Annotated in this window: 23 protein-coding genes, 1 pseudogene and 1 other annotated feature; of the genes and pseudogenes, 2 read left to right on the top strand and 22 right to left on the bottom strand. The window is 36.1% G+C overall.

Going from position 1 to position 25,583, the window contains the following annotated elements; all coding sequences use genetic code 11:
• Positions 1–63 precede the first annotated feature (63 nt).
• The 17 genes and pseudogenes from radC to FS486_RS19365 all read right to left on the bottom strand — a co-directional run.
• Positions 64–621 (bottom strand): annotated as a pseudogene (gene radC, locus FS486_RS19285) (RadC family protein); the annotation flags it as partial.
• On the bottom strand, positions 618–1,220 hold the full coding sequence (locus FS486_RS19290) for a Maf family protein (protein ID WP_144513960.1): 603 nt from the start codon (positions 1,218–1,220) through the stop codon (positions 618–620). The gene FS486_RS19290 and the pseudogene radC, both read right to left, overlap by 4 nt.
• 95 nt (positions 1,221–1,315) lie before the next feature.
• On the bottom strand, positions 1,316–1,957 hold the full coding sequence (locus FS486_RS19295; protein ID WP_144513961.1) for a hypothetical protein: 642 nt from the start codon (positions 1,955–1,957) through the stop codon (positions 1,316–1,318).
• Positions 1,958–2,043: 86 nt separating this feature from the next.
• Positions 2,044–2,799: a prepilin peptidase gene (locus tag FS486_RS19300; protein ID WP_144513962.1), complete on the bottom strand. Its 756-nt coding sequence runs from the start codon at positions 2,797–2,799 to the stop codon at positions 2,044–2,046.
• On the bottom strand, positions 2,792–3,529 hold the full coding sequence (locus FS486_RS19305) for a hypothetical protein (RefSeq protein WP_144513963.1): 738 nt from the start codon (positions 3,527–3,529) through the stop codon (positions 2,792–2,794). The genes FS486_RS19300 and FS486_RS19305 overlap by 8 nt, the downstream gene beginning before the upstream one ends.
• A complete protein-coding gene (locus FS486_RS19310; RefSeq protein ID WP_144513964.1) occupies positions 3,526–4,113 on the bottom strand; it encodes a hypothetical protein in 588 nt (195 codons plus the stop codon). The genes FS486_RS19305 and FS486_RS19310 overlap by 4 nt, the downstream gene beginning before the upstream one ends.
• Positions 4,114–4,115: 2 nt before the next feature.
• Positions 4,116–5,084, bottom strand: coding sequence for a type IV pilus biogenesis protein PilM (pilM, locus tag FS486_RS19315; RefSeq protein WP_186321527.1), 969 nt, complete (start codon positions 5,082–5,084; stop codon positions 4,116–4,118).
• A gap of 122 nt (positions 5,085–5,206) precedes the next feature.
• On the bottom strand, positions 5,207–5,740 hold the full coding sequence (locus FS486_RS19320; RefSeq protein ID WP_260858173.1) for a type II secretion system protein: 534 nt from the start codon (positions 5,738–5,740) through the stop codon (positions 5,207–5,209).
• A gap of 30 nt (positions 5,741–5,770) precedes the next feature.
• A complete protein-coding gene (locus tag FS486_RS19325; protein ID WP_144513966.1) occupies positions 5,771–6,976 on the bottom strand; it encodes a type II secretion system F family protein in 1,206 nt (401 codons plus the stop codon).
• The gene (locus tag FS486_RS19330; RefSeq protein ID WP_144513967.1) at positions 6,976–8,016 is read right to left on the bottom strand and encodes a type IV pilus twitching motility protein PilT; all 1,041 of its coding nucleotides are present in this window, start codon (positions 8,014–8,016) and stop codon (positions 6,976–6,978) included. The genes FS486_RS19325 and FS486_RS19330 overlap by 1 nt, the downstream gene beginning before the upstream one ends.
• A gap of 10 nt (positions 8,017–8,026) precedes the next feature.
• Positions 8,027–9,691: a GspE/PulE family protein gene (locus tag FS486_RS19335; protein WP_144513968.1), complete on the bottom strand. Its 1,665-nt coding sequence runs from the start codon at positions 9,689–9,691 to the stop codon at positions 8,027–8,029.
• A gap of 28 nt (positions 9,692–9,719) precedes the next feature.
• Positions 9,720–11,069, bottom strand: coding sequence for a VanW family protein (locus tag FS486_RS19340; RefSeq protein ID WP_186321528.1), 1,350 nt, complete (start codon positions 11,067–11,069; stop codon positions 9,720–9,722).
• 237 nt (positions 11,070–11,306) lie between these two features.
• Positions 11,307–12,908, bottom strand: a complete 1,602-nt coding sequence (locus FS486_RS19345; RefSeq protein ID WP_144513970.1) for a DUF7305 domain-containing protein — start codon at positions 12,906–12,908, stop codon at positions 11,307–11,309.
• A gap of 2 nt (positions 12,909–12,910) precedes the next feature.
• Positions 12,911–13,348: a PilW family protein gene (locus FS486_RS19350; RefSeq protein WP_186321529.1), complete on the bottom strand. Its 438-nt coding sequence runs from the start codon at positions 13,346–13,348 to the stop codon at positions 12,911–12,913.
• Between the two features lie 3 nt (positions 13,349–13,351).
• Positions 13,352–13,789, bottom strand: a complete 438-nt coding sequence (locus FS486_RS19355; protein ID WP_186321530.1) for a type IV pilus modification PilV family protein — start codon at positions 13,787–13,789, stop codon at positions 13,352–13,354.
• An 87-nt stretch (positions 13,790–13,876) separates the two neighbouring features.
• Positions 13,877–15,568, bottom strand: coding sequence for a sensor domain-containing diguanylate cyclase (locus FS486_RS19360; RefSeq protein WP_260858174.1), 1,692 nt, complete (start codon positions 15,566–15,568; stop codon positions 13,877–13,879).
• 109 nt (positions 15,569–15,677) lie between these two features.
• Positions 15,678–16,904, bottom strand: coding sequence for a bifunctional folylpolyglutamate synthase/dihydrofolate synthase (locus tag FS486_RS19365; protein WP_144513974.1), 1,227 nt, complete (start codon positions 16,902–16,904; stop codon positions 15,678–15,680).
• 87 nt (positions 16,905–16,991) lie between these two features.
• Here FS486_RS19365 and FS486_RS19370 point away from each other — a divergent pair, with 87 nt between their 5' ends.
• Together FS486_RS19370 and FS486_RS19375 are read left to right on the top strand one after the other, a co-directional pair.
• Positions 16,992–17,870, top strand: coding sequence for an ATP-grasp domain-containing protein (locus tag FS486_RS19370; RefSeq protein WP_144513975.1), 879 nt, complete (start codon positions 16,992–16,994; stop codon positions 17,868–17,870).
• Entirely contained in the window at positions 17,867–18,679 is an 813-nt protein-coding gene (locus tag FS486_RS19375) for an ATP-grasp domain-containing protein (protein WP_144513976.1), read from the top strand. Before FS486_RS19370 ends, FS486_RS19375 begins: the two co-directional genes overlap by 4 nt.
• Before the next feature lie 197 nt (positions 18,680–18,876).
• Here FS486_RS19375 and FS486_RS19380 read toward each other — a convergent pair whose 3' ends face one another.
• From FS486_RS19380 to FS486_RS19405, 5 genes are all read right to left on the bottom strand, one after another.
• On the bottom strand, positions 18,877–21,519 hold the full coding sequence (locus FS486_RS19380) for a valine--tRNA ligase (protein WP_144513977.1): 2,643 nt from the start codon (positions 21,517–21,519) through the stop codon (positions 18,877–18,879).
• Between the two features lie 45 nt (positions 21,520–21,564).
• Positions 21,565–21,791: a binding site (T-box leader), on the bottom strand.
• Positions 21,792–22,014: 223 nt separating this feature from the next.
• Positions 22,015–22,650 (bottom strand): hypothetical protein, encoded by a 636-nt coding sequence (locus FS486_RS19390; protein ID WP_144513979.1) that lies wholly within the window; start codon positions 22,648–22,650, stop codon positions 22,015–22,017.
• 65 nt (positions 22,651–22,715) lie between these two features.
• The gene (locus FS486_RS19395; protein ID WP_144513980.1) at positions 22,716–23,288 is read right to left on the bottom strand and encodes a 5' nucleotidase, NT5C type; all 573 of its coding nucleotides are present in this window, start codon (positions 23,286–23,288) and stop codon (positions 22,716–22,718) included.
• A gap of 11 nt (positions 23,289–23,299) precedes the next feature.
• Positions 23,300–24,391, bottom strand: coding sequence for a bifunctional diaminohydroxyphosphoribosylaminopyrimidine deaminase/5-amino-6-(5-phosphoribosylamino)uracil reductase RibD (gene ribD / locus FS486_RS19400; protein ID WP_144513981.1), 1,092 nt, complete (start codon positions 24,389–24,391; stop codon positions 23,300–23,302).
• On the bottom strand, positions 24,384–25,142 hold the full coding sequence (locus tag FS486_RS19405; RefSeq protein ID WP_144513982.1) for a GTP cyclohydrolase II: 759 nt from the start codon (positions 25,140–25,142) through the stop codon (positions 24,384–24,386). Before FS486_RS19405 ends, ribD begins: the two co-directional genes overlap by 8 nt.
• Between the last annotated feature and the right edge of the window lie 441 nt (positions 25,143–25,583).

Consider the following 25,583-nt stretch of genomic DNA (forward strand, 5'->3'; position numbering starts at 1 on the left):
AACATTGTAAGAAGTTCTAGATTTCAATTGAAATCACTAAATTTACGCACCTTGCAGGCGCACTCCACTAGGATGGTTGTGTGCGCAAATTATTGAGGCTGCAGAGCGTTTTACAGCTTCCCGATACACTTCCCTAGGATGTACTATGGAAGCGTTAAGAGAGCCTATAAATATCGTTTGTTTATGAAGGATTTGGTTTTTGACATTTAGGAAAAGAACGACAAAATGCTCCTGTTTTAAAGAAGTCATATCTGGCATTAAATAATCCGCGGCATCTTTCGGAGAACGAATCGTAAATTTTTCGTCAGTTTGTTGTTGGGAAAGTCTTCTACCTAATTCAACTGCTGCGAGAAGCTGAACTGCTTTTGCTTCTCCAATGCCTTTTACAGACATTATTTCTTCCAACGTAGTGTTTTTTAATTCTTGAATTTTTTCGATAAAATTGAGGACTCGATTGGCTAGATGAAGAACAGATTCTTGCTTCGTACCAGTACGAAGCAAGATTGCTATTAGTTCTTGGTTGGAAAGACTCTGTGCGCCTTGTCTTACAAGTCTTTCGCGGGGTCGATCTGCTATATGAACGTCTCGTATCATAAGAGCTGGCGATAAATCTGTTGTCATTCGCTCAGCTCCTTTTTAAATGCTATCACTTCAAGCATTAATAACATTTGGAACAGACGACTAATCGGCAAACCGACCACATTATTATAATCACCGTCGATTTTCTCTACGAATAATCCCCCCATTGTTTGAATACCGTAAGCCCCAGCCTTGTCAAGGGAATCTCCTGTTGCGACATAAGCATCGATCTGTTCATCCGATAATTCATAAAATTTCACTTGAGTAGATTCTGCAAAGCTTATATTTGTGCCGCATCCTTGAACTGAGACACCTGTCACTACGGTATGTGTTTGACCAGAGAGTCTTTTTAAATATTTCCTTGCCTGCTCTTTATTTTCTGGCTTGCCTAATAATTCGTCACTGAGATGAACAGTCGTATCTGCTCCAATAACAATGGCATTTGGATTCGATTGGACAATTGGAACCGTTTTTTTATAGGCAATGGAAATAGCCAGCTCTTCTGAGGTAAGTTCACCTTCAACCGTCTCTAGAATTCTCGCTGGCTGTACTTCGAATGGAATACCTAGCATACTAAAAAGTTCTTTTCTTCTTGGTGACTCACTCGCCAAAATAAATGATTGATCTGTTATAAGTTTCATTTAAAATTCCTCCTTTTCAATAGCATACAAAAAAATTGAAAAAAGGAAAATTGTCGTAAAAACGAATCTACTTCATTTTAACCCTTGATTTAGACTCAAAAACTCAATTCTATACATGGATTCTTCTCTAAATAATGTGAAAAAACGTGAAGTCTCATAACCGATGAAACGTCTGAAAAGGTAGACACCGCTTGGATTATCGTCATTAGATCATCGGGATAATCTTCTTTTTTGGCTATCGAATCAAAAAAGTTTTTCGAAAGATTATCTTCCTGTAAAATATTAATGATTTTCTTCACTTTCGGATCTTCACAACCTTTTGTAGAGACAAACAAGTTTTTAGTAAAACTCGGAAGAGCTTCCGTTTGTCCCGTCGCAGGAACATCATTCATAAATAAGTCGCTCCAGACAAAAAATTGATTTTCTACTTTAACTATCCCTGCTTTTTCTAAAGTAGGTTGCGTTGCCATAAAAGAAACAGCACTTTCTTTTGAAGAAAACATTCCATATTGTTTCACATGGAAGGATAGAAGTCCATCAGCAGCAGCCTCTATTTTCTTCTCTTCTTCCTTCTTCTGAGTAGTAACTTTTTCATCTTCTTTGGCAGTTTCTATTTTTTTATCATTTGCAAAGTTTAATATAAAACCAAATAGTAAAACCCCCACCACTCCTATAACAAGTCCTTGAACGCCCGCTAATATTATCTTTTTTCTTGGATTTCGCCTTCTTAATGGCATAACATCACCTCTTTTTTCACAACCTTACCATGAAGGGCGTAAAAAAAGACGAGACCTATGTCGGCTCGTCCTAAAAACTTATCGAGTTAAAAAAACAAATTCACATACCAATCGACAAGCGAATTCCCATAAAAATAAGTAAGTATCGCAGCTATAGCGATCGATGGACCAAATGGAATCGGTGTTTTCCTCCCTTTTTTCGCTTTGCGCAAAACGATGATGCCAACAACCGTTCCAATTACTGAAGCCAAAAATAATGTCAATAATGTATTGGTCAAGCCAAGGACAATTCCAATTACAAAAAATAATTTAATATCTCCTCCGCCCATACCACCCTTCGACACAAGTGCGATCAAAAACAAAACCCCAAACCCAATAACTGCTCCTGCCACACTATCCCACCAAGGGGTCAAAGGAGAAAATACCCGGGCGATTATAAGAGGAATTATAAAGAATAACAGAATCTTGTCTGGAATTAGCATATACGCGATATCCGAAACGGTAATAATTACAAGCAAGGAAATAAATAAAAGAGCGACGATCAATTCTAATGAAAAACCAAGCTGATAATACGCAAGGGCAAATAATAATCCCGTTACAAGCTCCATAACGGGGTAGATCCAATGAATCTTCGTCCCGCAGCCTCTACATTTTCCTTTTAAAAAAAGGTAGGAAAATACAGGAACTAAATCTATGCTCGTCAAATTCCGGTCACATACTGTACAATGCGAAGGTGGTCTCACGATGGACTCCCCTTTAGGCACACGTAGTCCGACGACGTTGAAGAAAGAACCGAATATTAACCCATATATATAAAATAATAATGTGTACACACTAGTCATTTCCATTCTCCATTAATCCCTGTTCATCATGATAAAAAGTAGTCAGTTGTATCGTAGCGGCTATATCGTCCTCTTGTTCCTCATCCAATAACTGTTCTTCACCGGGTGCAGATAAAGTAATCTGGTCCAAACGATAAATGCGTTTTAAATTCTCTATTTCTTCTATAAATAAAACAAGTTGGTCATAGTTTTTTGCTAAAATAGAAATATTAAAGGTGATTAATTTTAATTTTTCAGGAAGAACAACCTCAGCGACTGGAGAAACAGGCGGTTCTTCCGATATTTCGTCTGAAGTTTCATCCGTTGTTGTTTCTTCAGCGGTTGCATCGTCGCTTTCTGATTCCGTCTCTTCCTCTGATGTCTCTGGTAGCAGCTGGGCTTCCTCTAGTGTTCCATCATAATTATTAAACTCCACCGAAAGAATCTTCGAATCGCTTAGCAATTCAACTTCCTCAATGGAACGAATAAGTTCATTTAATTCACGGGTCAATGGTACCTGCGTTTTTAAAAAGAATGTATTCTCGGAAGGATTCCCTTTTAATTGAGCAGAGGAATATTCCTCCTTTAAAGCAGCTACTTCCCCTTGTAAAATCTGAACATTTACTTCCTTCGATGCCTTTTCATCCTTTAGTGGCTGCAAGACAAAATAGTAAATCGCCCCTAACAAAACGACTACTAGAGCAGTGATTAATAAAAAAGCTGTTCTTTTATTACTAACTAATTCGTTCATGGAGTGACACCTCCATTTTCCAAGTAAGATTGATCTATATCCAGGCTCAAAATTGCTGAGTAGCGTGGAATAATCTCATATTTTTTATCTGTATTTTCTTCTGAATTGGAAAGCTCAAAATTAGTGACACTCTCCACTTTTACATCCGAAAAATAATCGCTAATTAGTAATTTATCAACGAATAAAGATAAGCTATTCATCGTTTCTACATCCACAGAGATTTGAATACTTTGTTCGACAATTTCATATTGACGTAAATATGTATGCGGCTCTAGTAATGCATTCACTTCTATAAGTAAAGGGCTCACAGGGTATGAAACGCGATCAGCAAAAGTGACAGATGCCTGTAGATCCCCTTGTCCGGACAATGTTAAATCGCTTACTACCTGCGTTAAATCCTCTTTTTCTGCTGTCGAATAAGTTTCATCAGCAGTAAGGGTTTCAATATCTTGCTTTACAGATAAATATTGAATAAAGAACAACAAAAGGATGGTAATAAGTAAAATTATACTAATAACAAGCACTAAAATAGAATTGGACTTTTGACGCTCTCTTTTAGGCAATAAATTTATCTCTGGAACCATCGTCAAGCCTCCCTATATATAAGTCCAATAAGTGGAATATGCTTAGACTTCAAATTAGGATGAAATTTTTGTACTTGAGAATCAGCTATATATGTAACGGGAGTAATAAAATTCGCCGACATCTCCGAAGCAATATAGTCCATTTCTGGAGAGTCTCCCAATGTGATTATTTCATCGACCGCTTTTTCTCCCTTATATAAAGAGAAGCGATAAAAATTTAGAATTCGGTCTATTTCAGCAATTTGATCCATCAATTGTGCACGATACTCTTCCAGTTCTCCATCATACATAAAACTGATTTCATGCTGGTCACTTTTACTTTGCCACTTTTCTTTAAATGTATCAATAGATTGATAGCGAAGGAATTCTATGTTTCCTCCGGTATAAATACTGATCGAAACACCTGAAATAGACCATTCTGTAATTAAATAGCTCTTCTTTTCTTCCAAACCAATCGTTTTCTCTAAAAAGCGGATAGTAGCTAATGCTCTAACATCTGCAGTAGTGGGATCTAGATGTAAATCGTCTAATAATCCAGCTATTTTATTTATTTCTTCAGAAGGAGCAGCAAACAAAACCGCCTCTCCATCATTCGGCTTAAAATCGTATACATCTATAAGCGGTTGTGAGAAAGGCAAATGAATCGTTTGTCCCAATTCCATCTCCACATACCCTTTTAATTTCGCGGAAGTTACATCAATAGGATGCTCAAACGACTTCATCATCACCGTACTGTCCGGAACAAAAAAGCGTACATCATAACGCTTAATACCCCAATCGTGTATGAGGGTTTTCAACGTTTCATATAGCACCATTTCATCTACTAAAATATCTCCAACATAAATCCCTTTATCCAATGGGTACTCATAGACAGCTGATTGTGCAATATCATTACCGGTCATCACTATTGCTCTTAGTATATATTCATTTACATCTAAAGCAATATAGCGATTTGCTTTCTTTTTAAACATATTCTTCTCCCCCATATGTAGCTGTAGTTAGTTTTATGGTTCAGAAAATGAAGTATTCATTTGCTCAAAGATAAAACTAAGGGACTACAGCAGCTAGGGCTGCTGTAGTAGAATACATTACATTATTCAGTAGTCTCAGTCTCAGTTTCACCTGTAGAAATAGTAAGATTATTTTTTGTTCCTCTTTCACTGTTTTTAGTATTGTTTATATTTTCGTTAGTTGCCTTGGCAAATGCTATTTTCACTCCACCAGTTTGCCCGGAGCCATCAATAGTCATTTTTTCTACCCCTGAACTAGTTTTAGTACCTTTAGTAATTTCGGTAGAATCTACTAAGGACCCTTTGTCCTCTAAAAAACCATCTGTCACTAAGACTGAGACTTTTACAGTTGGTTTATCTGGATTATCCTGAAAGTACAACTGTGCTCCCGCCATAGCATTTTGAGCATCTGCTTTAATAGCCCCAACCCTACTATTCTCAATTAAATTCCCTATTGCTGGAACTGCGATTGCTGCTACAATTGCAAGAATTACGATTACGGCTAAAAGCTCGATTAGCGTCATACCTTTTTCATTTTTTAATAATTTTCTCATTTTTTTCATTTGATTAGCTCCTTTATTTGTCATTTCATTTACTTCATTCGTTTCTTCTTTCATCCATTTTCACCTCCTTCAAATGGGTAAGTATTAAATTTGTTCATACATACTAAACATTGGTATCATAATGGCCATGACGATTGTTCCAATAATAGCTGCAAGGAAAACAATCATTAAAGGCTCGATTAACGATTTTAGCGTGTCAACAGTACGGTCGACATCATCTTCATAAAAATCGGCAATTTTTTCAAGCATATAGTCAAGCGACCCTGTGGATTCTCCTATGGAAGTCATTTGCGTGACTAAAGGAGGGAAAATCCAGCTCTTTGCAAGCGGGGCAGATAATGTACTCCCTTGCTCCAAGCTTGTCCGTGACTCTCTTACAACTTTAGCGACAACTGGATTTCCAAGTACTTTTTCAACGATCGTTAACGCTTGTAAAATAGGTACTGAACTGCTAAAAAGCGAGGAAAGTGTTCTTGTCATACGAGCAATTGCGGACTTTTGCAACAGCTTTCCAAATACGGGTACTTTTAAAAGCAATAAATGAGTCGAGTAATTAAATTGTTCATTTTTCTTATATAAATAGTTGAAAACAATAACTACCATTAGGAAAAGAATCAAATATATATACCATGAAGATTGTAGGGATTCACTTAACCCCATTACAACTTTCGTGATAGTTGGTAATTCCGCTCCCATATCTTCAAACATAGATACAAACTGCGGAACAATTGTCAGCATTAAAAATACTGAAACAACTATCGTTAGAAATAGTAAAACGACTGGATATGCCATAGTAGATTGAACTTTTTTCTTTAAATTAAATTGTTTTTCATAAGAAAAGGCCAATCGTTCAAGAGACTCGTCCAAATTACCAGTCGCTTCACCGGCTCTAATCATATTGACAAACAGCGCTGGAAACACTTTTGGATTTTTTGCTGCCGCATCCGAAAAAGATAATCCTGACCGCACATCCTCTTCCACAGCTTGTAATCCTTTTTTTAATGGCTTACTTGACGTTTGCTCCGCTAAAATTTTAGTAGATTCTAATATAGAAACCCCTGCTCTTATAAGCGTTGCAAATTGCCTACTATATATAACAAAGTCTTGGTTTCGTACTTTTCCACCTAAAGATAGATCTTTATGAAGAATGCTGTTCGATTCTTCTATTTCTCGCGGATTTATCCCTTGGTTCCGGAGTCTTGTAATAGCCATCTGTTTATTGGCCGCATCAACGATTCCTTTTTTTACAGTTCCTCGAGAGGTACGACCCGTATATTTATAGACAACCATCAGTAGTCACCAACGTTCATATAAGGTTTTGCTGACTCTAAAGAAACTTTGTTTGTTGACACTAATTGCTGTATAGATGAATCCAATGTATGCATTCCAAGCGCTCGGCTCGTTTGCATGACATTTTGTATTTGATGTACTTTCTCATTTCGTATAAGATTGGCAACCGATGGTGTTTGCATAAGAATTTCCGTAGCAGCGACACGACCTTTTTCATCTTTTCGGATAAACAATCGCTGTGACACAATTCCTTGTAATACATTTGCCAGCTGTATTCTTATTTGTCCTTGCTGATGCGGAGGAAACACATCAATGATTCGATCGATTGTAGTAGGTGCACTGCTCGTATGGAGAGTTGCCATTACTAAATGTCCAGTCTCAGCAGCAGTAATTGCAGTGGAGATTGTCTCTAAGTCTCGCATTTCTCCTACAAGAATAACATCTGGATCTTGTCGTAAAGCGGCCCTTAACCCGTTCGAAAAGCTTTGCGTATCTGAACCCACTTCCCTCTGATTGATAATAGACTTTTTATGTGCATGTACATATTCGATTGGATCTTCCAGTGTAATAATATGCTTAGAAGTAGTAGAATTAATATAATCGATCATTGAAGCTAATGTTGTCGATTTACCGGAACCAGTAGGACCCGTTACTAAAATAAGCCCTTGAGGTTTATCTGCAAGCGTATAAAGTACATTTGGCATTCCTAAAGCTTCAATGGAAGGAATTTTCGATTCAATCATTCTTATAGCTATTGCTATATTGTTTTGTTGATGATAAGCATTGATCCGAAAACGACATAGTCCTGGCAACGCATAACTAAAGTCGATTTCTCCTTTAAATTCAAACTCTTCCATCTTGGCATGGGATAATAATTCCTCTACCATTCTTTTCGTATCCATTTCTTTCAATAAATACTCGCCATACGCTTTTAGCTTTCCATTGATGCGAAAAACTGGCGTTACCCCTACTGTTAAATGAAGATCAGAAGCCTTATCATGAAAGGTTTTTTCTAATAATTGAATGATACTGTATTCCATATAACTCACCTCAATTAACTGTAGCTACACGCAGCACTTCTTCTGTTGTCGTAAGCCCTTCTGTTACTTTCAATAGTCCATCCTCTAGTAAACTTAAATATCCTGTTTCTTTCATATAATCTCTTAGATGAGCTGGGCTTTTTCCACTTAGAATTACATTTTTGACAAAGTCGTCCACTGTCAATACTTCGTGAATTGCAATTCGACCACGATATCCCGTCTGATTACAAGCCGGACAGCCTTTTCCTCGACGAACCTTTTCCACCGACATTCCATGCTCTGCAAAGATTTCTTTTTCACGTTCATTTGGTTCCTTTAATTCTCCACAGTCTCTACATACTTTTCTAACTAAACGTTGAGCAACTATTCCAACCAATGAAGAAGAAAGTAAAAACGGTTCAATACCCATATCTCTTAATCTAGAAACAGATTCAACGGCACTGTTTGTATGCAGCGTGCTTAAAACCAAATGTCCTGTCAAAGAAGCCCGAACGGCAATCTGTGCTGTTTCTAAATCACGAATCTCCCCTACCATTACAATATCAGGATCCTGACGCAAAATGGAGCGAAGACCTGCAGCAAAAGTAAGATCAACTTCTTCTCGCACTTGAATCTGATTGATCCCTTCCAATTGATACTCTACTGGATCTTCCACGGTGATAATATTAACATTTTCATTATTAAGTTTATTTAAAGCCGCATATAGCGTGGAAGATTTACCGGATCCAGTTGGTCCAGTTAGTAACACAATTCCATTTGGATGTTCAATCATTTTATTAAAGGCGATTAAGTTTTTTTCATTAAACCCTAATTTATTTAAGTCGTTTAACGCATTACCCATGTCTAGAATACGCATCACTACTTTTTCCCCATAGATAGTTGGCAGAGTAGAAAGTCGGATATCGATCGCTCTCATATTGACCGTTATTTTAATACGCCCATCTTGTGGTATTCTATTTTCCGTAATATTAAGATTACCCATAATTTTAATACGAGCCAAAATTACATTTTGCATATACTTTGGTAAAGCCCGTTCCGTTTTTAACATACCGTCTACACGATATCTAACTCTTAACTCTGTTTCTTGTGGATCAAAATGTATATCACTCGCTCGTTGTGCTACGCCATTTACAATAATCTGGTTTACTAAACGAACAATCGGAGAATCTTCATCCGTAATTTGGTTATCATTTTCTATTTCCATTGGTGTCATGTCTATTAGAGCTTGATCCATGGATTCTTGTAAATCATAATACTTCGTGATCGTTCGATATAAATCGTCTTTTGCGGCGATACTTGTTTCAATTTGACAGCCTGTAGCCATCCGTACTTCTTCAATAGCAAAATAATCCATTGGATCTGCCATCGCTATCAACAATCGGTTTTTATTTTTCTTAAGTGGCATTACATTTGTGCGTTTAGCCAATTCCTTAGGAACTAATTGTATAAGCTCTGGTTCAATAGAATATTGATTGAGATTGACATGGGGTATGCCTAGCTGAAACTCCAACACCTCGATAAGTTGCTGTTCGGTGATTAGGTTTTCACTTATTAAATAATCTCCTAATTTTTCATCTTTATTTTTATGTGACAATGCAAATTGTAGCTGTGCATTGTCTATAATTCCTGACTCAACTAGTAAATCCCCAAGTAGTTTACGAGTATTCGTTTTCACAGCGCGTCATCCTAACCATTTAATTCATTTATTTTGGTGTAATGATATTCCCTGCCTTATCATAATAACTACCCTCTGGCAAAGAATCTAAATCATCTTCCGTATCAGTTTTTCCTGATTCTTCATCTGTATTAGTGTTATTTGCTGAGTTATCACTGCCTGAATTATTACTATTCATATCCGTTAAACCATCCCCATTTAGATCGATATCCAATTCGGGTTCAGGACTTGTTTCAGGGGTTAATAAAGACCTCATAACTATTCGATGAGTCGGCGGATAATAATCCTGACTAATAATCTCCTCTTTTTCAAAAGGTCCTTTTTTATCGGAGATCATTCGGTAAACCGTCACTTTCAACCCTGGGCTACCTTCTTGAATCAGATTTTCTTCACCAGCTTTTAAATCGGAGGAATACCGATAAATTGTTCGTGGATTAACTACCTGACTATCTCGTACTTCATATTTCCCTACTGTTTCAGAGCGCAGAGAGTATAATTCAACTAATAAGCTAGAATCTTTTAAACTCACTTTTAATACCGCCGGGTTGCCATGGTTTATAAACTTAAGATCTTTATTTGTATTAAAGTCTATATCTGCCTCTATACCAGGCTCTAAATAGGTAGGTAGAGCCCCTTGAGAATGTCGCTCTACAATTTCAAAATCAGTTTGTAATAGTACGCTATATAATAATGATGCAACGAAATCTGCGGTTTTGTCGTCATACACACCACTTATTTCGTTCATTTTCTCTGACAAAGAGAACAAATTACCTGTAGAAATAACTTGTTCATTTAATGCAGCAATAATTTCTGTTAAACCTACTGCATTTATAGAGACTTCTTCGAGTGAGAAAGCAATTCGCTCTGATTCAAATAAGGATAAATCTGTTAAAACGGCTTGGATTGGATCTTTTGATAACATGCTAACTTGTGACGTGATGTTTTCGATTGTATTATCTTTATCTAATAGAGAATTTTTTTCAATCATTGTTAATAATTCCGGCTCTATTGTTAATTGAAGAGGAATATGTACGACTGAATCTGATTTCCAAAATGCATACCAAGGCTTTTGGGAAACACTTAGGTAGTGATTGACAGAAGCTTCAACATCAAAAATGAAGTAATTAGTATCTAATGCTATATTAATTCCTTCACCTTCTAGCGCTAACGTAGTGTCTCTCTTCCAATCATCAACCGCTGTTTCTAAACGATTAGTTATTTCCTGTTTCTCTAAATCTTCTATTTCTATTCCACCGATTGTAGAGCCCACCGATTTAGCATCAACAGTTAAAAATGTAATATTACTTTCCGGCAATAATAAGTAGATAAAGAGAGTAACTAAACATATTAGAGTAATACTTTTCGTAAGTATTTTCATCATCAATCCTCCGATCAATATTTCCTCATTTATTTAATCTGAGTTTAATAAATACTGTAATCATAATACAATATAGATTCCATAGTTGTATATGACTTTTTTCATATATATTTATATTTATTGTATATAAACAAAAACGTACTACTTCTTTAGAATCATATAAAGATACAAATTCAGTAATTTAAGACTATACTTCATAAAAAAACTAACTAATTATATAGATTTGAAAAATGAATACTAGATTTCAACCAAAGGACCTCTTTTAGTTAAGTTTGGATCAGTTGCTTCTGATGGGGGCGTTCCAGGAATAATTGGGGTGCTAGGTGTCCCGGGAACCCATGTATCAAATTGCGGTTCTCCATACTCAACGCTTCCACTTCCAGAAATATTAATAGACTTACCAATAATAGTTCCATTTACTTTTCCACTTCCGCTAATATCAAAATTAGCATTAGGAGCGAAATAGAGAGATGGCTTTATGCCCCCCGCACCTGTTACTTTAAAAGAACTTCCTCCCGAAAGGATATTCCCATGTATTTCCGTTGATCCAGCTATATGTACATCTGCTTTTTCCGCATATATAGACGCATATATTTTTGTGTTACCCCCAATATTTCCCTCACCTAGTATACCGTTGCCAGAATAATAAATTTCTATATTGTTACTAGGGGATCCAAACTGGCTAGTTGTAACTTTAAAAGTTTTTTTCACATGTAAGGTCAATTTTCCTGTTCCTTTAAAAACAACCTGCCCACTACCCGTAATTTCTATATTATCCAAAACTACATCCGTATCTTTGTCTCCAATATCTATCGTTAACTTGTGACTTCCTCCTACACTTAAATCACCAATTAATACTTTGTCCGATATTTTCATAGAAGATTCGCCATAATTCAATGTTTTAATATCACCTAATGCTTCATAAGTAGACGTATTAGGGACAGGCGGAAACAAAGGCAGTTTTGGAATACTCGCATTCTTTACTCCAACACTCAACGAATCTAAGAATTTCCATTCAGAGTTATTATTCGGTTTCTTTATAGCATCTATCTCCGAGCCTTTCGGTACATAAATTGAGCCAACTTTACTAACCCTTGGATTACCAGAAAGTACAATACTACCACTACCCGGTTGTAAAGTACCCATATTCCCGATAACTTGTCCACTACCACTCACCTTTATTTGATTCTCTACTAGTATCGCTGTTTCACCTGGCAGATTGCCTATTTGTCCTCCTTGTCCAGGAGTTCCCGGTGTCCCGGGTGTCCCTGGAGTTCCAAGGTCACCTAGACTGCCAACTTTTAAATTGACGATTAGTTTTTGTTTAACGGTTCGCTTTTTGTTGCCAATTGTACCGATTGACTCAATTATATAATCAAGTCCTTCTCTGCTGACATATACCATTACAGCAGGTTTAACCCCACCATTCTCCTCAAAATCAAATTTAAAGCTATCTTCTTTTGATTCTACCGTCCACGTTTTAGGTAAATTTGTCACTTGAATTAAGTAGTTTTTTTCTAATTCAGCTATAAAGTTAAATTCTATCTTCTTTTCGTTAGTCAGACTATCATAGTATATTTTCGTATCTCTGTATGCGTTCTTATATGCCTGTTGCAATTTATTCTCTATATCTTTTCTAGTTACGACAACCCCTGCTTCAGCAATATAAAAAGTGGATTGGTCCGTGCGTTCATTTCCAGATAGTTTTAAACTATTACTAGTAACCATTAATATACTTCCACCTAAAACACTGATTAAAACTAACACCAACAATACACCTAAAAGTGTAAAACCATTTGCATCTAAATAACGAGACTTTATTACACTTTTTAGTTTCAAACTTAATCATCCTCATTCCTTAAATAAATTTCAGTTTTTTCAACTTTTCCGGTTTTTCCACTTATTTGATTAGTACTCTCTATTTCGATAACCCACTTAATATTATCTCTCGTCACTTGAAAACGTTTGATAGAACTAGCAATAACAACACCATTTCTAGTAATCGTATTACCATCTTTTGAATAGTTGACATCGTTTAGCTTTATTTGACTACTACTGATTATTTGAGGTTTTTCTGTTTTTCTTATATCTTTTGTTATCATTTTCAAAGCATAAGAGATTTCAGTTAATTGATTGTTTTTTTCGAGTTGGTTTTTGTATTGTTTCGTACCCGCCATCAAAACATTATAAACTAACAGCATCACTATACTTGCAAGCACGATAGCTGCTAGAAGTTCAACTAGAGTGATACCTTTTTCATTATTCACATGTTTTCGCAAAATTTAAGACCCCCATTCTAAAATCGTTTCCATTTTAGCTCTAGGCCGTGTCCCATTTTCCTGTTCAAAAACTTCTATTACTAAATAATACATTTGGGGATAAAAATGTTTTTTCAATTTTAAGTGAACGAATAATCCATTTGTCTCTTTTGTAAAAAAATCTTCTTTTGGATTAGGTTGTGAATAGTTTAAACTTTTTACTTCTTCATTAATACTAGAGTTTAAATCTGCATTTTTACTAATTTCATATAATTTTTCCATCTCTGCTTGTGCTATATACGTAGCATCCACTACTTCTTCTGAAGTTTTTCCGGTTTTAGCAGATTGTATAAATAATGAAAAAAAAGCAGTTAATATTATAGTAATTAAAATAATAGATACTAGAATTTCAATAAGCGTTAATCCCTTTGAATTTAAACGAGAATTTAATTTCATTATCATTTCCATTCCCTTTTCCTATGATTTGCGTATTCGAGTATAAAAAAAACCAATTAGCATAATCTAATTGGTTCTAATTCACTATAACACCTATCTAACATACTCCGCAACTCGATTCCTACCTGCCTGTTTGGCACCAGTATACAAAGCCCGGTCGGCATTTCGAAGAAGCGACATGCCTTCATCGCTATCATCTGGTGAAGTGGAAACGCCGATACTTGCTGTTATGAAAATAATTTCCTCACAAGCAACTTCACTTAAATCTGGTTGAATCATAAATGGGGTTTGTTCTATTTTAAGGCGAAGCTGCTCTGCGATGTTCAGTGCCTCTAATTTCGTATAATTCGGAAGTAATATGACGAATTCTTCTCCGCCATATCTTGCTACTGTCCCGTTATTTCCAATTTCATTTTTAATGATTTGGGCGAACTCTTGTAAAATGATATTACCGCTATGATGTCCATATGTATCATTAACGGCTTTGAATTTATCGATATCCATCATAATTAACGACAACGAACTATATTGGCCTACTGATAATCTTTCCATATCTATTTCTAATTGTTTATCTAAATAACGATAATTGTATAGTTTAGTTAGCTCACAGCGTTCACTTTTCGCCACAGCTTCTCTCACATATTTTGCTTTTTCTAAAGAAACCGCGAAATATGAACAAAGAAGATGCACTATTTTCAGTTGATAAGCTTCGAAACTATGTTTTTTTCTGGAGGCTAGCACAAGTACACCTTCTATTTTTTGATTGCGATAGACGGGTACACACATAACACTTTGCATATCCAAAGATAGAAATGGTGGTTTAATATGAATCCATTCACTTTGCTTATTGTATAAGACTGGTGTTCCTTTCTTATAACCGATTCCGGCAAGACTATTCTCAATGTCTTCGTGAGCAAAATACAATTCTATATTTTCTCCATCCTCAATTGCACGTAGAATAATGAATTTGCCATGTAGTTCATCCACAATGTAGGCTGCATCTAATGGGAACATTTTAGATATCCGTTCTATAAACATATCGATAATTTCTTTTCCCGTCATTCTTTCAGCCAACTCATGTCCAAATTCGCTCGCTTTGTTTAAATCACTATTCACCTTTTCGGAAGCACTATAAAGCCTAATTAAAAAGGTAATCATAATAAAAGGAACTCCAAGCAACCAAAATGCGCTAGTTCCAATATAATTAGCGAGAAAATATAAACTCAGCCCAAATGGTAAAGTCATTAGTAATCCTATAAGATCCCACATAAAATCTTTTGTAAAAAAGCCTGGGTTCTTACCTATAAATACATCACGGATATATAATAATAGGTGATTTAAAAGAATATAAATTATTGCATGAATGGCACCAAAAAATAATACATCCTTCACTACTAGTGTCCCTAATTCAAACCCGAGAAAATGCACAACAGTACCGCAAATAATAGAAATAAGAAAAAACATAAACGAACTGTAGATGATTCGATATGCATTCTCTCGATTAGTCTTCATATGATAAGCAAGTGGGATTAAACAAAGCTGCATTACTAACAATTCTACGAATATCCCATAATTCAAAAAGACTGCAAGTGTTACCCATTGTACAAGAAACATGGTCGTTCCTGAAATGAAAAAAGGAAAAATCATCGTCAATAAAGCGAGAATGATTAATAAGCCAAGGGAACCCCATTCTATTTGCCGTATAGGTGTATACTGATAAGCTAAATACGTACCAAAAGGTACAACTAATAGCCATAATATATAAATATTTCTTTTAGCTTTCATCGAAATCTCCATAGAATTATTTTCCACCTCATTAGTATATATTAACTAATACGAATAGCACTGTTTCTAATTATTTCAATTGTAACACGAATATTATAGAAAACTTAAATTACTTTTCGGCTGTTTTTGTCCTTAATTCTGTAATAAAATAAAGTGATCCTGTGACAATAGTTATACCTGAATTTTCTATATTTTTAAAAAGTATATGTTCTACATCTTTAGTAATACGTTTTACACTATGCAAACAGGATTTATACAAAACAGAGGCTGGCAAAGCTCTTTCATGATGAAAATTAACAAATTCAAAAGAAGTAGCAACCTCCTCTAATTTTCTTAACATATATATATAATCTTTATCTTTTAATATACCAACAATGAAATGGATCTCTTTGTCATAAAACGTATTCTTAACCGTTTCCACTAACGCATCAATGCTCGCTTTGTTATGTGCCCCGTCAAAGTAAATATGTTCACTTACTTTTTCCATCCTTCCTTGTAAGGAGGCTTTTTTAACTGCATTTTGTACTTTGCTTTCTTTTAAATGAAAACCACTTTCAACTAATGCAGTAATCGCTAGAGCCATGTTAGATAGTTGATGATCCCCCAACATTTGAGGATAAAGATTTTGATAAATAGTCTCTCCATATGTAAACATATTTTCTTGAATAGTGAAAGCCTTTCCAATTTCTAATACTTGCACATTTTTTTGCTTGGCTTCTTCATATACAATGTTGCTTGCACTTTCTGATAATGTACCTACTACTAATTTGCCGCTCTCCTTCAAAATTCCTGCTTTATGCCAACTAATTTTTTCGACTGTATCTCCCAAAAAATTCGTATGGTCGATGGAGATGCTTGGAATTACGGCTACAGAATGATCCATAACATTGGTACTATCTAATCTGCCACCCATGCCTGCTTCTATAAAAACTACATCAAGTAGTTCTTCTTCAAATATGAGAAATGCAACAACCGTTAATAATTCAAAATCAGTTAGCATCCCGCTTAAGCCAGCCTCGTACATTTTTTGAAAAGCTTTATCCATTTGTTGTTCAGTTACATACTGACCATTCAATTGTATCTGATCGTGGACATCCACAATGCTTGGGGATGTGAATGCCCCAAAAGCTAGTCCATGTTCTTTTGCAAGTGCACTTAAAAAAGCAATAGTAGATCCTTTTCCATTTGTACCTGCAATATGAATGACACGGTGTTTGTTTTGCGGGTTTCTAAGTTTTTTTAATGCTTTTTGAATGGCTTCGAGTCCAGGTTTAATAATTGTTTCACTTTCCACATTCCATTTTTTTTTGTACAAATTAAAATTTATTATTTCCATGTATTTCACCCTATTCCGTCTTCGTAATTTTCATGCTAAACTTCTTGTGAACACTATTATAACACGCACTCGCGGAGGTCATTCATTATGCAAACATGTTGGATTGTATACAATGGTAGTCTTACTCATGACAAATTTATCGACCAGGCGTTCCTCCTTCAAGAAGCAGCTGAAAAACAAGGAATTCAAGCAACTTTAGTAAAAAATTATGAGCTGCTCATGAACGTCCAGCAAAGTTTAGTAACAAAACCCGATTTTGTTGTTTTTCTTGATAAAGATATATTGCTTGCAAAATATTTAAAAAACCAAGGCATTCCTGTTTTTAATGATCCAAATGTAATTGAAATTTGTGACAATAAAGCGCAGCAATACATAGCTTTAGCCAATGCGCAAGTACCTATGCCATTAACTATTATTGCTCCAAAAGTATATCCTGAATTTTCAATACAACATACAGGTTATTATGAACAAGTTATTGAAACAATGCAGCTACCAATGATTATAAAAGAAGCACATGGCTCTTTTGGTATGCGTGTATATTTAATAGAAACAAGAGAACAGTTTTACGAAAAAGTAGAAGAACTTAAAGGTATTGAATACGTATTCCAAAAATTCGTAGAAAATAGCCGTGGACGGGATATACGGGTAAATGTAGTAGGTGGACAAGTTGTCGCTTGCATGCATCGCCATTCGACAACGGATTTCCGTGCCAATATAACAAATGGCGGTACTGCGTCTCCTATTATTTTGACCGAAAGACAAAAAGAAGTGGCTATTCAAGCGGCACAAGCATTAAACGCAGAATTTGCCGGGGTAGACCTATTATTTGGCGAAAATGAAGAACCGCTTGTATGCGAAGTAAACGGCGTTGCTCATATTCGTAATATATATAATGTAACTGGCATTAACGTGGGAGATTTTATGATTAGCTATATCCTTTCCAAAGTCGGAGCATTTGCATTATGAAAGGTTTATTAATTTACGAATCAAAAGAAATCGAACGAAACCGGAATTTTATCGATCGACTAATAACTGCAGCAGAAAGACATGGACATACACTTACTGTTTTAGATGATCAAAACTCTTCTATTCCAGAAACAGATTTCATTTTTTTTAGAGCTAGAAATCCCAAACTGGCTAAGCAATTAGAGCAGAGAAATATTCCGATGTTCAATCGTGCAGAAGTAAATGTTATTGCTAATGATAAGTTGAAAGCTATTCAACTGGTGCAGCTTTTAGGGATTTCTACTGTACCTACAAAGAAAATACAGCATGTCTCAGATATTCACGCTTATCCAGCAGTTGTAAAGACAATCGATGGATACGGCGGTACACAAGTAGAACTAGTTCATACAGAGGATGAGGCAGAAACTTTCATAAAAAATCATGTTGGGCAAACGATGATTGTTCAATCCTATATCGAAACAAACGCTACGGATGTACGCGTGTTTATGTTGGGTAAAAAAGTTGTTGGTGCGGTAAAGCGTATTGGTGCAGAAAATAGTTTTAAATCTAATTTCACACTTGGCGGAACCGTTGAAAAGTATATACTTGATAAACAACAACTTGAAGAAGTTGAAAAAATTGCAAAAGCATTGAAAAGTGATTATATTGGAATCGATTTTTTATTGCTTCCTGATGGAAATTGGTTATTCAATGAAATCGAAGATCCTGTTGGAGCAAGATCTTATTTCACGACAACAAATAAAGACATTGCAATTCCAATTATGGAGTATATTCATAAAAAGCTAACAGAAAAAGAGTGCGCCGATTGATACAATTGGCTGCACTCTTTTTTAATGAATTATTTTCCCATATAAATGGATATTACAACTAACCATTCAAAAATTACAACTAAATCATCATTTATTACAACTAACTTAGAGTTTTTTACAACTAAAGCGACTAATTTTCCAACTAAACCAAAAAAGAGTGTGCCGACCGAATATTAGTCAGCTACACTCTTTTTTCCTTACAAGTTGTTTAGTTCTTCCAAGCGGTGTAAAACAGTTGCATGTTTTTCAAGATAATCTTGTTCTTTTGCACGTTCTTCTGCAACTACTGCTTCTGGAGCTTTCGATACGAAGCGTTCATTGGATAATTTTCCTTGAACTAGCTTCACTTCTTTTGCCCATTTTTCTAATTCTTTTTCCAAGCGAGCTTTTTCAGCATCAATATCAATTAATCCTTGTAACGGTAGATATAAAACAGCCCCTGTTACAACAGCTGACATGGATTGGCCTGGTGCTTCTAATTCTTGCCCGATAACAAGAGGTTCTGGATTACAGAATCGTTCTAAATATTTGGCATTTGCTTCTAGTACAGCTAATGTATCAGCATCTTTTGCTGAGATGTATAATGGCACTTTTTTACTCATCGGTGTTTGTACTTCTGAGCGAATATTTCGCACAGAACGAATGATTTCTGCAAGTAATTTCATGCTAGCTGCTTCTTCTTTATTGGAAAGTGCTTCGTTTACAGTTGGCCAAGCAGCTACTGTAATCGATTCCCCTTCGTGTGGGAGGTTCTGCCAAATTTCCTCTGTGATGAACGGCATAAATGGATGCAATAGTCTCATTGTATTATCCAAAACATATGCTAATACAGAACGGGTCATATGCTTCGCATTTTCATCGTCTCCGTTTAGTGGAAGTTTCGACATTTCAATATACCAATCACAGAAATCATCCCAGATGAAGTTATATAGAGCACGACCAACTTCCCCAAACTCATATTTTTCAGAAAGTCTCGTTACCTGTTCGATTGTTTCATTTAATCGAGTTAAAATCCATGCGTCAGCCACTGATTTCTTACCATTTAGATTAATCTCTTCAAATGTTAAGCCATCCATATTCATTAAGGCAAAACGAGAAGCGTTCCAAATCTTATTGGCAAAGTTCCAAACCGCTTCTACCTTTTCTGTAGAATAGCGTAAATCTTGACCTGGTGATGAACCGGTACTTAGGAAATAACGAAGGGAGTCCGCTCCATACTGATCGATTACTTCCATCGGGTCAATACCATTTCCAAGGGATTTAGACATTTTACGACCATCTTCTGCTCGAACAAGCCCGTGGATCAATACATCCTCAAATGGGCGAGTTCCTGTAAATTCGATACCTTGGAAAATCATACGTGAAACCCAGAAGAATATAATATCATAACCAGTTACAAGTGTATTCGTAGGATAATACTTTTTAAATTCTTGGTCTTCTGTATTTGGCCAACCAAGTGTAGAGAATGGCCACAATGCGGATGAGAACCATGTATCTAAAACATCATTATCTTGGTTCCAATTTTCTGCATCTGCTGGAGCTTCATGCCCAACATACACTTCACCTGTTTCTTTATGGTACCAAGCGGGAATTCGATGACCCCACCATAATTGACGAGAAATACACCAATCATGAAGATTTTCCATCCAACGTAAATATGTCTTTTCAAAGCGGTCAGGTACGAAATTTACTTTTCCTTCTGCTTGTTGCAATTTAATTGCTTCTTCAGCTAGTGGCTGCATTTTAACAAACCATTGGGTAGATAAATATGGCTCTACAACTGCCCCGCTACGCTCAGAATGTCCCACAGAATGTAGATGCTCTTCAATTTTAAATAGAACGCCTGCATCTTGTAGATCTTTTACAATTTGTTTACGACATGCAAATCGATCCATTCCGTCATACTTCGCAGCATTCTTATTCATCGTACCGTCTTCATTCATCACTAAAATGCGTTCTAAATTATGACGATTTCCAATTTCAAAGTCGTTTGGGTCATGGGCTGGAGTGATTTTTACTGCTCCGCTACCGAACTCCATATCTACGTAGTCATCTGCAACAATTGGAATTTCGCGACCAACGATAGGTAACTTAACTGTTTTACCGATTAAATGTTTGTATCGCTCATCTTCTGGATGAACTGCTACCGCAGTATCTCCAAGCATTGTTTCAGGTCTTGTTGTAGCAACGTCAATAGAATCAGTACCATCTGTTAGTGGGTAATGCATATGATAGAATGCACCCTGTACATCTTGGTGAATAACCTCTATATCCGAAAGAGCGGTTTTTGTTGCAGGATCCCAGTTAATAATATATTCACCGCGGTAAATGAGTCCTTTATTGTATAGCTTTACAAATACTTCTTTTACTGCATTTGATAAGCCTTCATCTAATGTAAAACGTTCACGGGAATAGTCTAAACCAAGGCCTAATTTAGCCCATTGTGCACGAATATGGCCTGCATACTCTTCTTTCCATTTCCATGTTTCTTCTACAAATTTTTCACGACCTAAATCGTAGCGTGAAATATTTTCAGCACGAAGCTTTTCTTCTACTTTCGCTTGAGTTGCAATACCAGCATGGTCCATTCCTGGTAACCAAAGTGCATCATATCCTTGCATGCGTTTCATACGAATAATAATATCTTGTAATGTAGTGTCCCAAGCGTGCCCTAAATGTAATTTCCCTGTTACGTTTGGTGGTGGAATTACGATTGTATATGGTTTTTTCTCACTTTCAGGGTGGGCTTCGAAGAATTTCCCTTCTAGCCACCACTCATATCGACCTTTTTCAATCGACTGAGGATCGTACTTAGTTGGCATCGTCGTCTCATTTGTCATTTTTGGTTCCTCCTAAAAAAGAATATAAAAAAACTCCAGTCGTCACTAAAGGACGAAGGAGTTTGTTCGCGGTACCACCTTTATTCGCAGATGCAAAATTATGCATCACGCTCTCAATTAGATAACGGCTTCAAACCGGCATTTGCTACTAAAAGTTCACAAATACTGCTCGTGGGCTACCTTCAAATGGTGGCTAACAGAAACATTTCAGCAAGTTGTTTCCTTTCTTTCGATAACCAAATCATTTTACTCTTCCCATTCATTGCATCGATATTTAGTTGTTCATATTGTACCTAATCTTATGATATGTCGTCAAGTCAAGTCTCGTGAAAGGAGAATATCATGAAAAGAAAAGGTTATAATCCATATCTATTGCCTGATTGGCTTCGCAGAACACGGTTTTATTGCAAAGGCGTCATTATTCCTATTTGTGGCTTTCAAGTAATACGTGTTTTAATTGTCCCAACTACTTGGGACATTATATTACTTGTATTTTTACTGTTCATCTGCTTTTTGTTTTACAGAGACATAATTTGAAGGAAATGTTAGCTTCGAATAACCATCATCTAAATCTAAAATGAATTGAAGTTCCGATTGGTTATTTGTACTCTCTTCTTTGTTGGGTTCTTGGGTAGTTTCATTTTCAAACACTGGTTCTATTTCTCTTTTAGTTTCGATTTCTATATCTAAAGCAATTTCCACTTCTTTTTCTACATTTGCCGCTACCGGTGCTTCAAATTCACAATGAACAGACCATGCAATCTCAATCGATGCATGCTCTGTTGTTCTCGCATCAATATGTTGAACGTTCAAAGTTGGTGAACTGCCTGACTTTATTTTATTTTTTCCAATTTCTACACTCATTGGTACAGCATATTCGAAGTAACCTACTTCACCTTGTACATCTAAATCTTCAATTTGGGTAAACTCACTCGTTGCATGATGTGCATGTTCACCTTCTTCGAACTCAACATGGCAAGTGATATGGTAGATTCCCACTAAATGAACCGAGTCCTCTGTTTCACTTAGTTCAAATTGTGGGTTAACTGCCACCGTTTTTATTTCTTTTGGTACCCCAAAGCTTGCTGGAAAAAGAAACTGTTCCTTTTCATCCCATTTTTTCACTTCCATTTGTCATCCTCCTTCATATAGGACAACTTATGAATCAGTGGCTAAAAATAGAACAATGAATCATTTCAAAGCTTGCTTTTCGTTACAAGATGCTTCCATTCAGACCACTCCGAAAATCTTGGAATTGTCAAATGTTTATTGTATGATTGCGTTTTGACAAACACTTTTGTCGAACTGTTTGCAAGTGTATTTAATACGTCTGGCTTATCATCAAAATAATAATCTAATTGTAGCTTTTGTATGATAGTTACCTTCTCTTGATCCTTCATACCACAATAAAAGTTTTCATCTCGTACAGGAAAGCCCTTTTCTATCATCCATTTTTTTGTGCGTTCACCATGTTCGGATGGTCTGGCTGTAATATAAAAAATTTCATGTCCCTCTGTTTCAAGCGCCTGTAATATTTCTATCACCTCAGGATAAGGAGGGCAGTTTGTATAATATATCTCCTCTAAAGAGTTATTCCACATTTTTGCCCCATCTTCTGGAGTCATTCCAAATGGTTCATGGATTTCTACTTTATTTAATCCATTGAAAATCTCAAGTGGTATGTTTTGTTTCAGCTTTTTATTGTAAATATGAAAAGCATGTTCCCGAAGGTTGATTAATGTATCGTCAATATCAAAACCAAATCTCATACTATATTCCCTCATTTATATATAGGATACCCAACAAATTTAAAATCTTTTCCGATTTTTGTAATATCCGTATCTACTAGTTCTACCGCATCACTCATCTGTTCTATGCCATTGCCTTCCATAAAAGTAGGTGCATTTTTTCCACCTATTAATTTAGGTGCGATGTAAATGATTGCTTTATCGATTAATTTATTTTCTAAAAAGGCGGCATTAATCGTTCCTCCGCCTTCGATTAACAGGGAAGAAACGGATTTTTCCCCCAACGAATTTAATACATCTAGCGGATTCACATGTTCCTGACCTGTTGTATGGAAAATAGATATTCCTTGTTTTTGCAAAGCTTCTTTTTTGACTTGGTCATAATTTTCACTTGTGAAAATCCATGTATCCGCTAGCTTGTCAGTAACTAATTTTGAATCCATAGGAATTTTTAAAGTAGAATCAAGTACTACTCGAATGGGATTTCGACCATTAGGGATTCGAGTTGTTAACTCTGGATTATCAGCGATTACCGTGTTGACACCTACTAATATAGCCATATGTTCATTGCGTAAATGGTGTACATCCAATCGGGCATCCTCCGAGGTTATCCATTTGCTATGAGCCGTATGTGAAGCGATTTTCCCATCCAACGTGATACCTGCCTTTAATGTTACGAACGGTTTTTGCTCCACTATAAACTTGTTAAATACTTCATTCATCTTACGGGAAGCTGTTTCTTGCACTCCGACAATAACTTCAATACCAGCTTCCTCTAAAATTTTAACTCCTCTACCTGAAACAAGTGGGTTTGGGTCTAGTGTTGCAATAACGACTTTTTGAATGCCTGCACTAACAATAGCTTCTGCACATGGACCTGTTCTCCCATGATGGGAACAAGGTTCGAGTGTTACGTAGATGGTAGCACCTTTTGCATGATCTCCTGCCATTTGAATCGCATGAATTTCCGCATGGGGTTCGCCCGCTTTCATATGTGCACCAATCCCAACGATACGATTGTCGTTTACAATCACTGCTCCTACAAGTGGATTGGGGGCGGTTTGTCCTTTCATTGCTTGAGCATTTTTCAATGCAATATCCATATAAAATCCGTGATTAGTCATGTAGGAATGTACCTTCTTCCTCCAAATGACCTGAGCGTCGGATTTTTGTTTGCAAGTAACTCTCGTTATACTCGGATACATCCCCCCATAATGGAGTACGTCCTGAAACAGGCAATCCTGCATCCTTCAATGCTTGTAATTTTTTAGGATTGTTCGTAATTAAAGTAACAGGTTTAGAACGTAACACTTTTAATACTTCGATTGCATCACTATAATTTCTGGAGTCATCCACAAAGCCTAGTTTTTCGTTTGCCTCCACTGTATCAGAACCATTTTCTTGCAATATATATGCCATTGCTTTACTAAATAAGCCAATTCCTCTACCTTCATGATTTGCTAAATAAAATAAAGCACCAGTTCCATGCTCAACAATCATTTGCATAGATTGCTTTAGTTGGAATCCACAATCGCATCTTTTACTTCCAAAAATATCACCCGTATGGCAAATGGAATGCATTCGAATCAGTGCATTTTCTTCATATTCAAAATCACCATAGACAAGAACGCTGGATTGCTGATATTCCGCTAAATTTGAAGAGGATAAATCATTAATAATTTGTTGGATATCTTCTGTTTCCTTTTGGCTATTTAACCAGCAATACCATTTAAAAATAACCGTTTCCCCATGCAAATTAACTGGAAGTCGAATAGGTCCAACTAAGTAAATAGAACCTTCCGCTGCTTTAATCAATTGAATTTTATCTTTTAATACATTAATCGCATTATTTGAAACCTCTTTCAAATTCACCATATTATATTCCTCTTTTCCCCGAGTACTATTGTTGCATTTTTCTATACTATTCTACTTAGATTACTTTTCGTAAGCAATTATATTTTAGTAATTAAAACAAGTCAAACAAATTGAATCTCGACTACTGTATTTACTAGGATACGATTGTAAGTAAGCATTTTTCGTCTGCTCAAAAGGTTATGCATAGCGCCATAGAAATAGACAGGCTCTCATCTCGTCAATCAAACCTTTTTACTTGGAACATTTTCAAATTGTAGGGATTATGCGTCTTAAGGAAGTGTCCACTTGGATTTCCGCTGAAGGACGGACGCTTTCCGGGGGGGGGTGAGTGATGAGCCTTCACCGTCCGCTTAGGCGTTCGATGAGAAGTCTCATTTGACTCACTTGATCCCACTGGAGTCGCCGTCCTTTTCGCTCCAATCCATCCAAATAGACGCTTTT

Origin of the sequence: Bacillus sp. FJAT-22090 (genome assembly GCF_007676755.1) — a bacterium.
Taxonomy (GTDB): Bacteria; Bacillota; Bacilli; order Bacillales_A; family Planococcaceae; genus Psychrobacillus.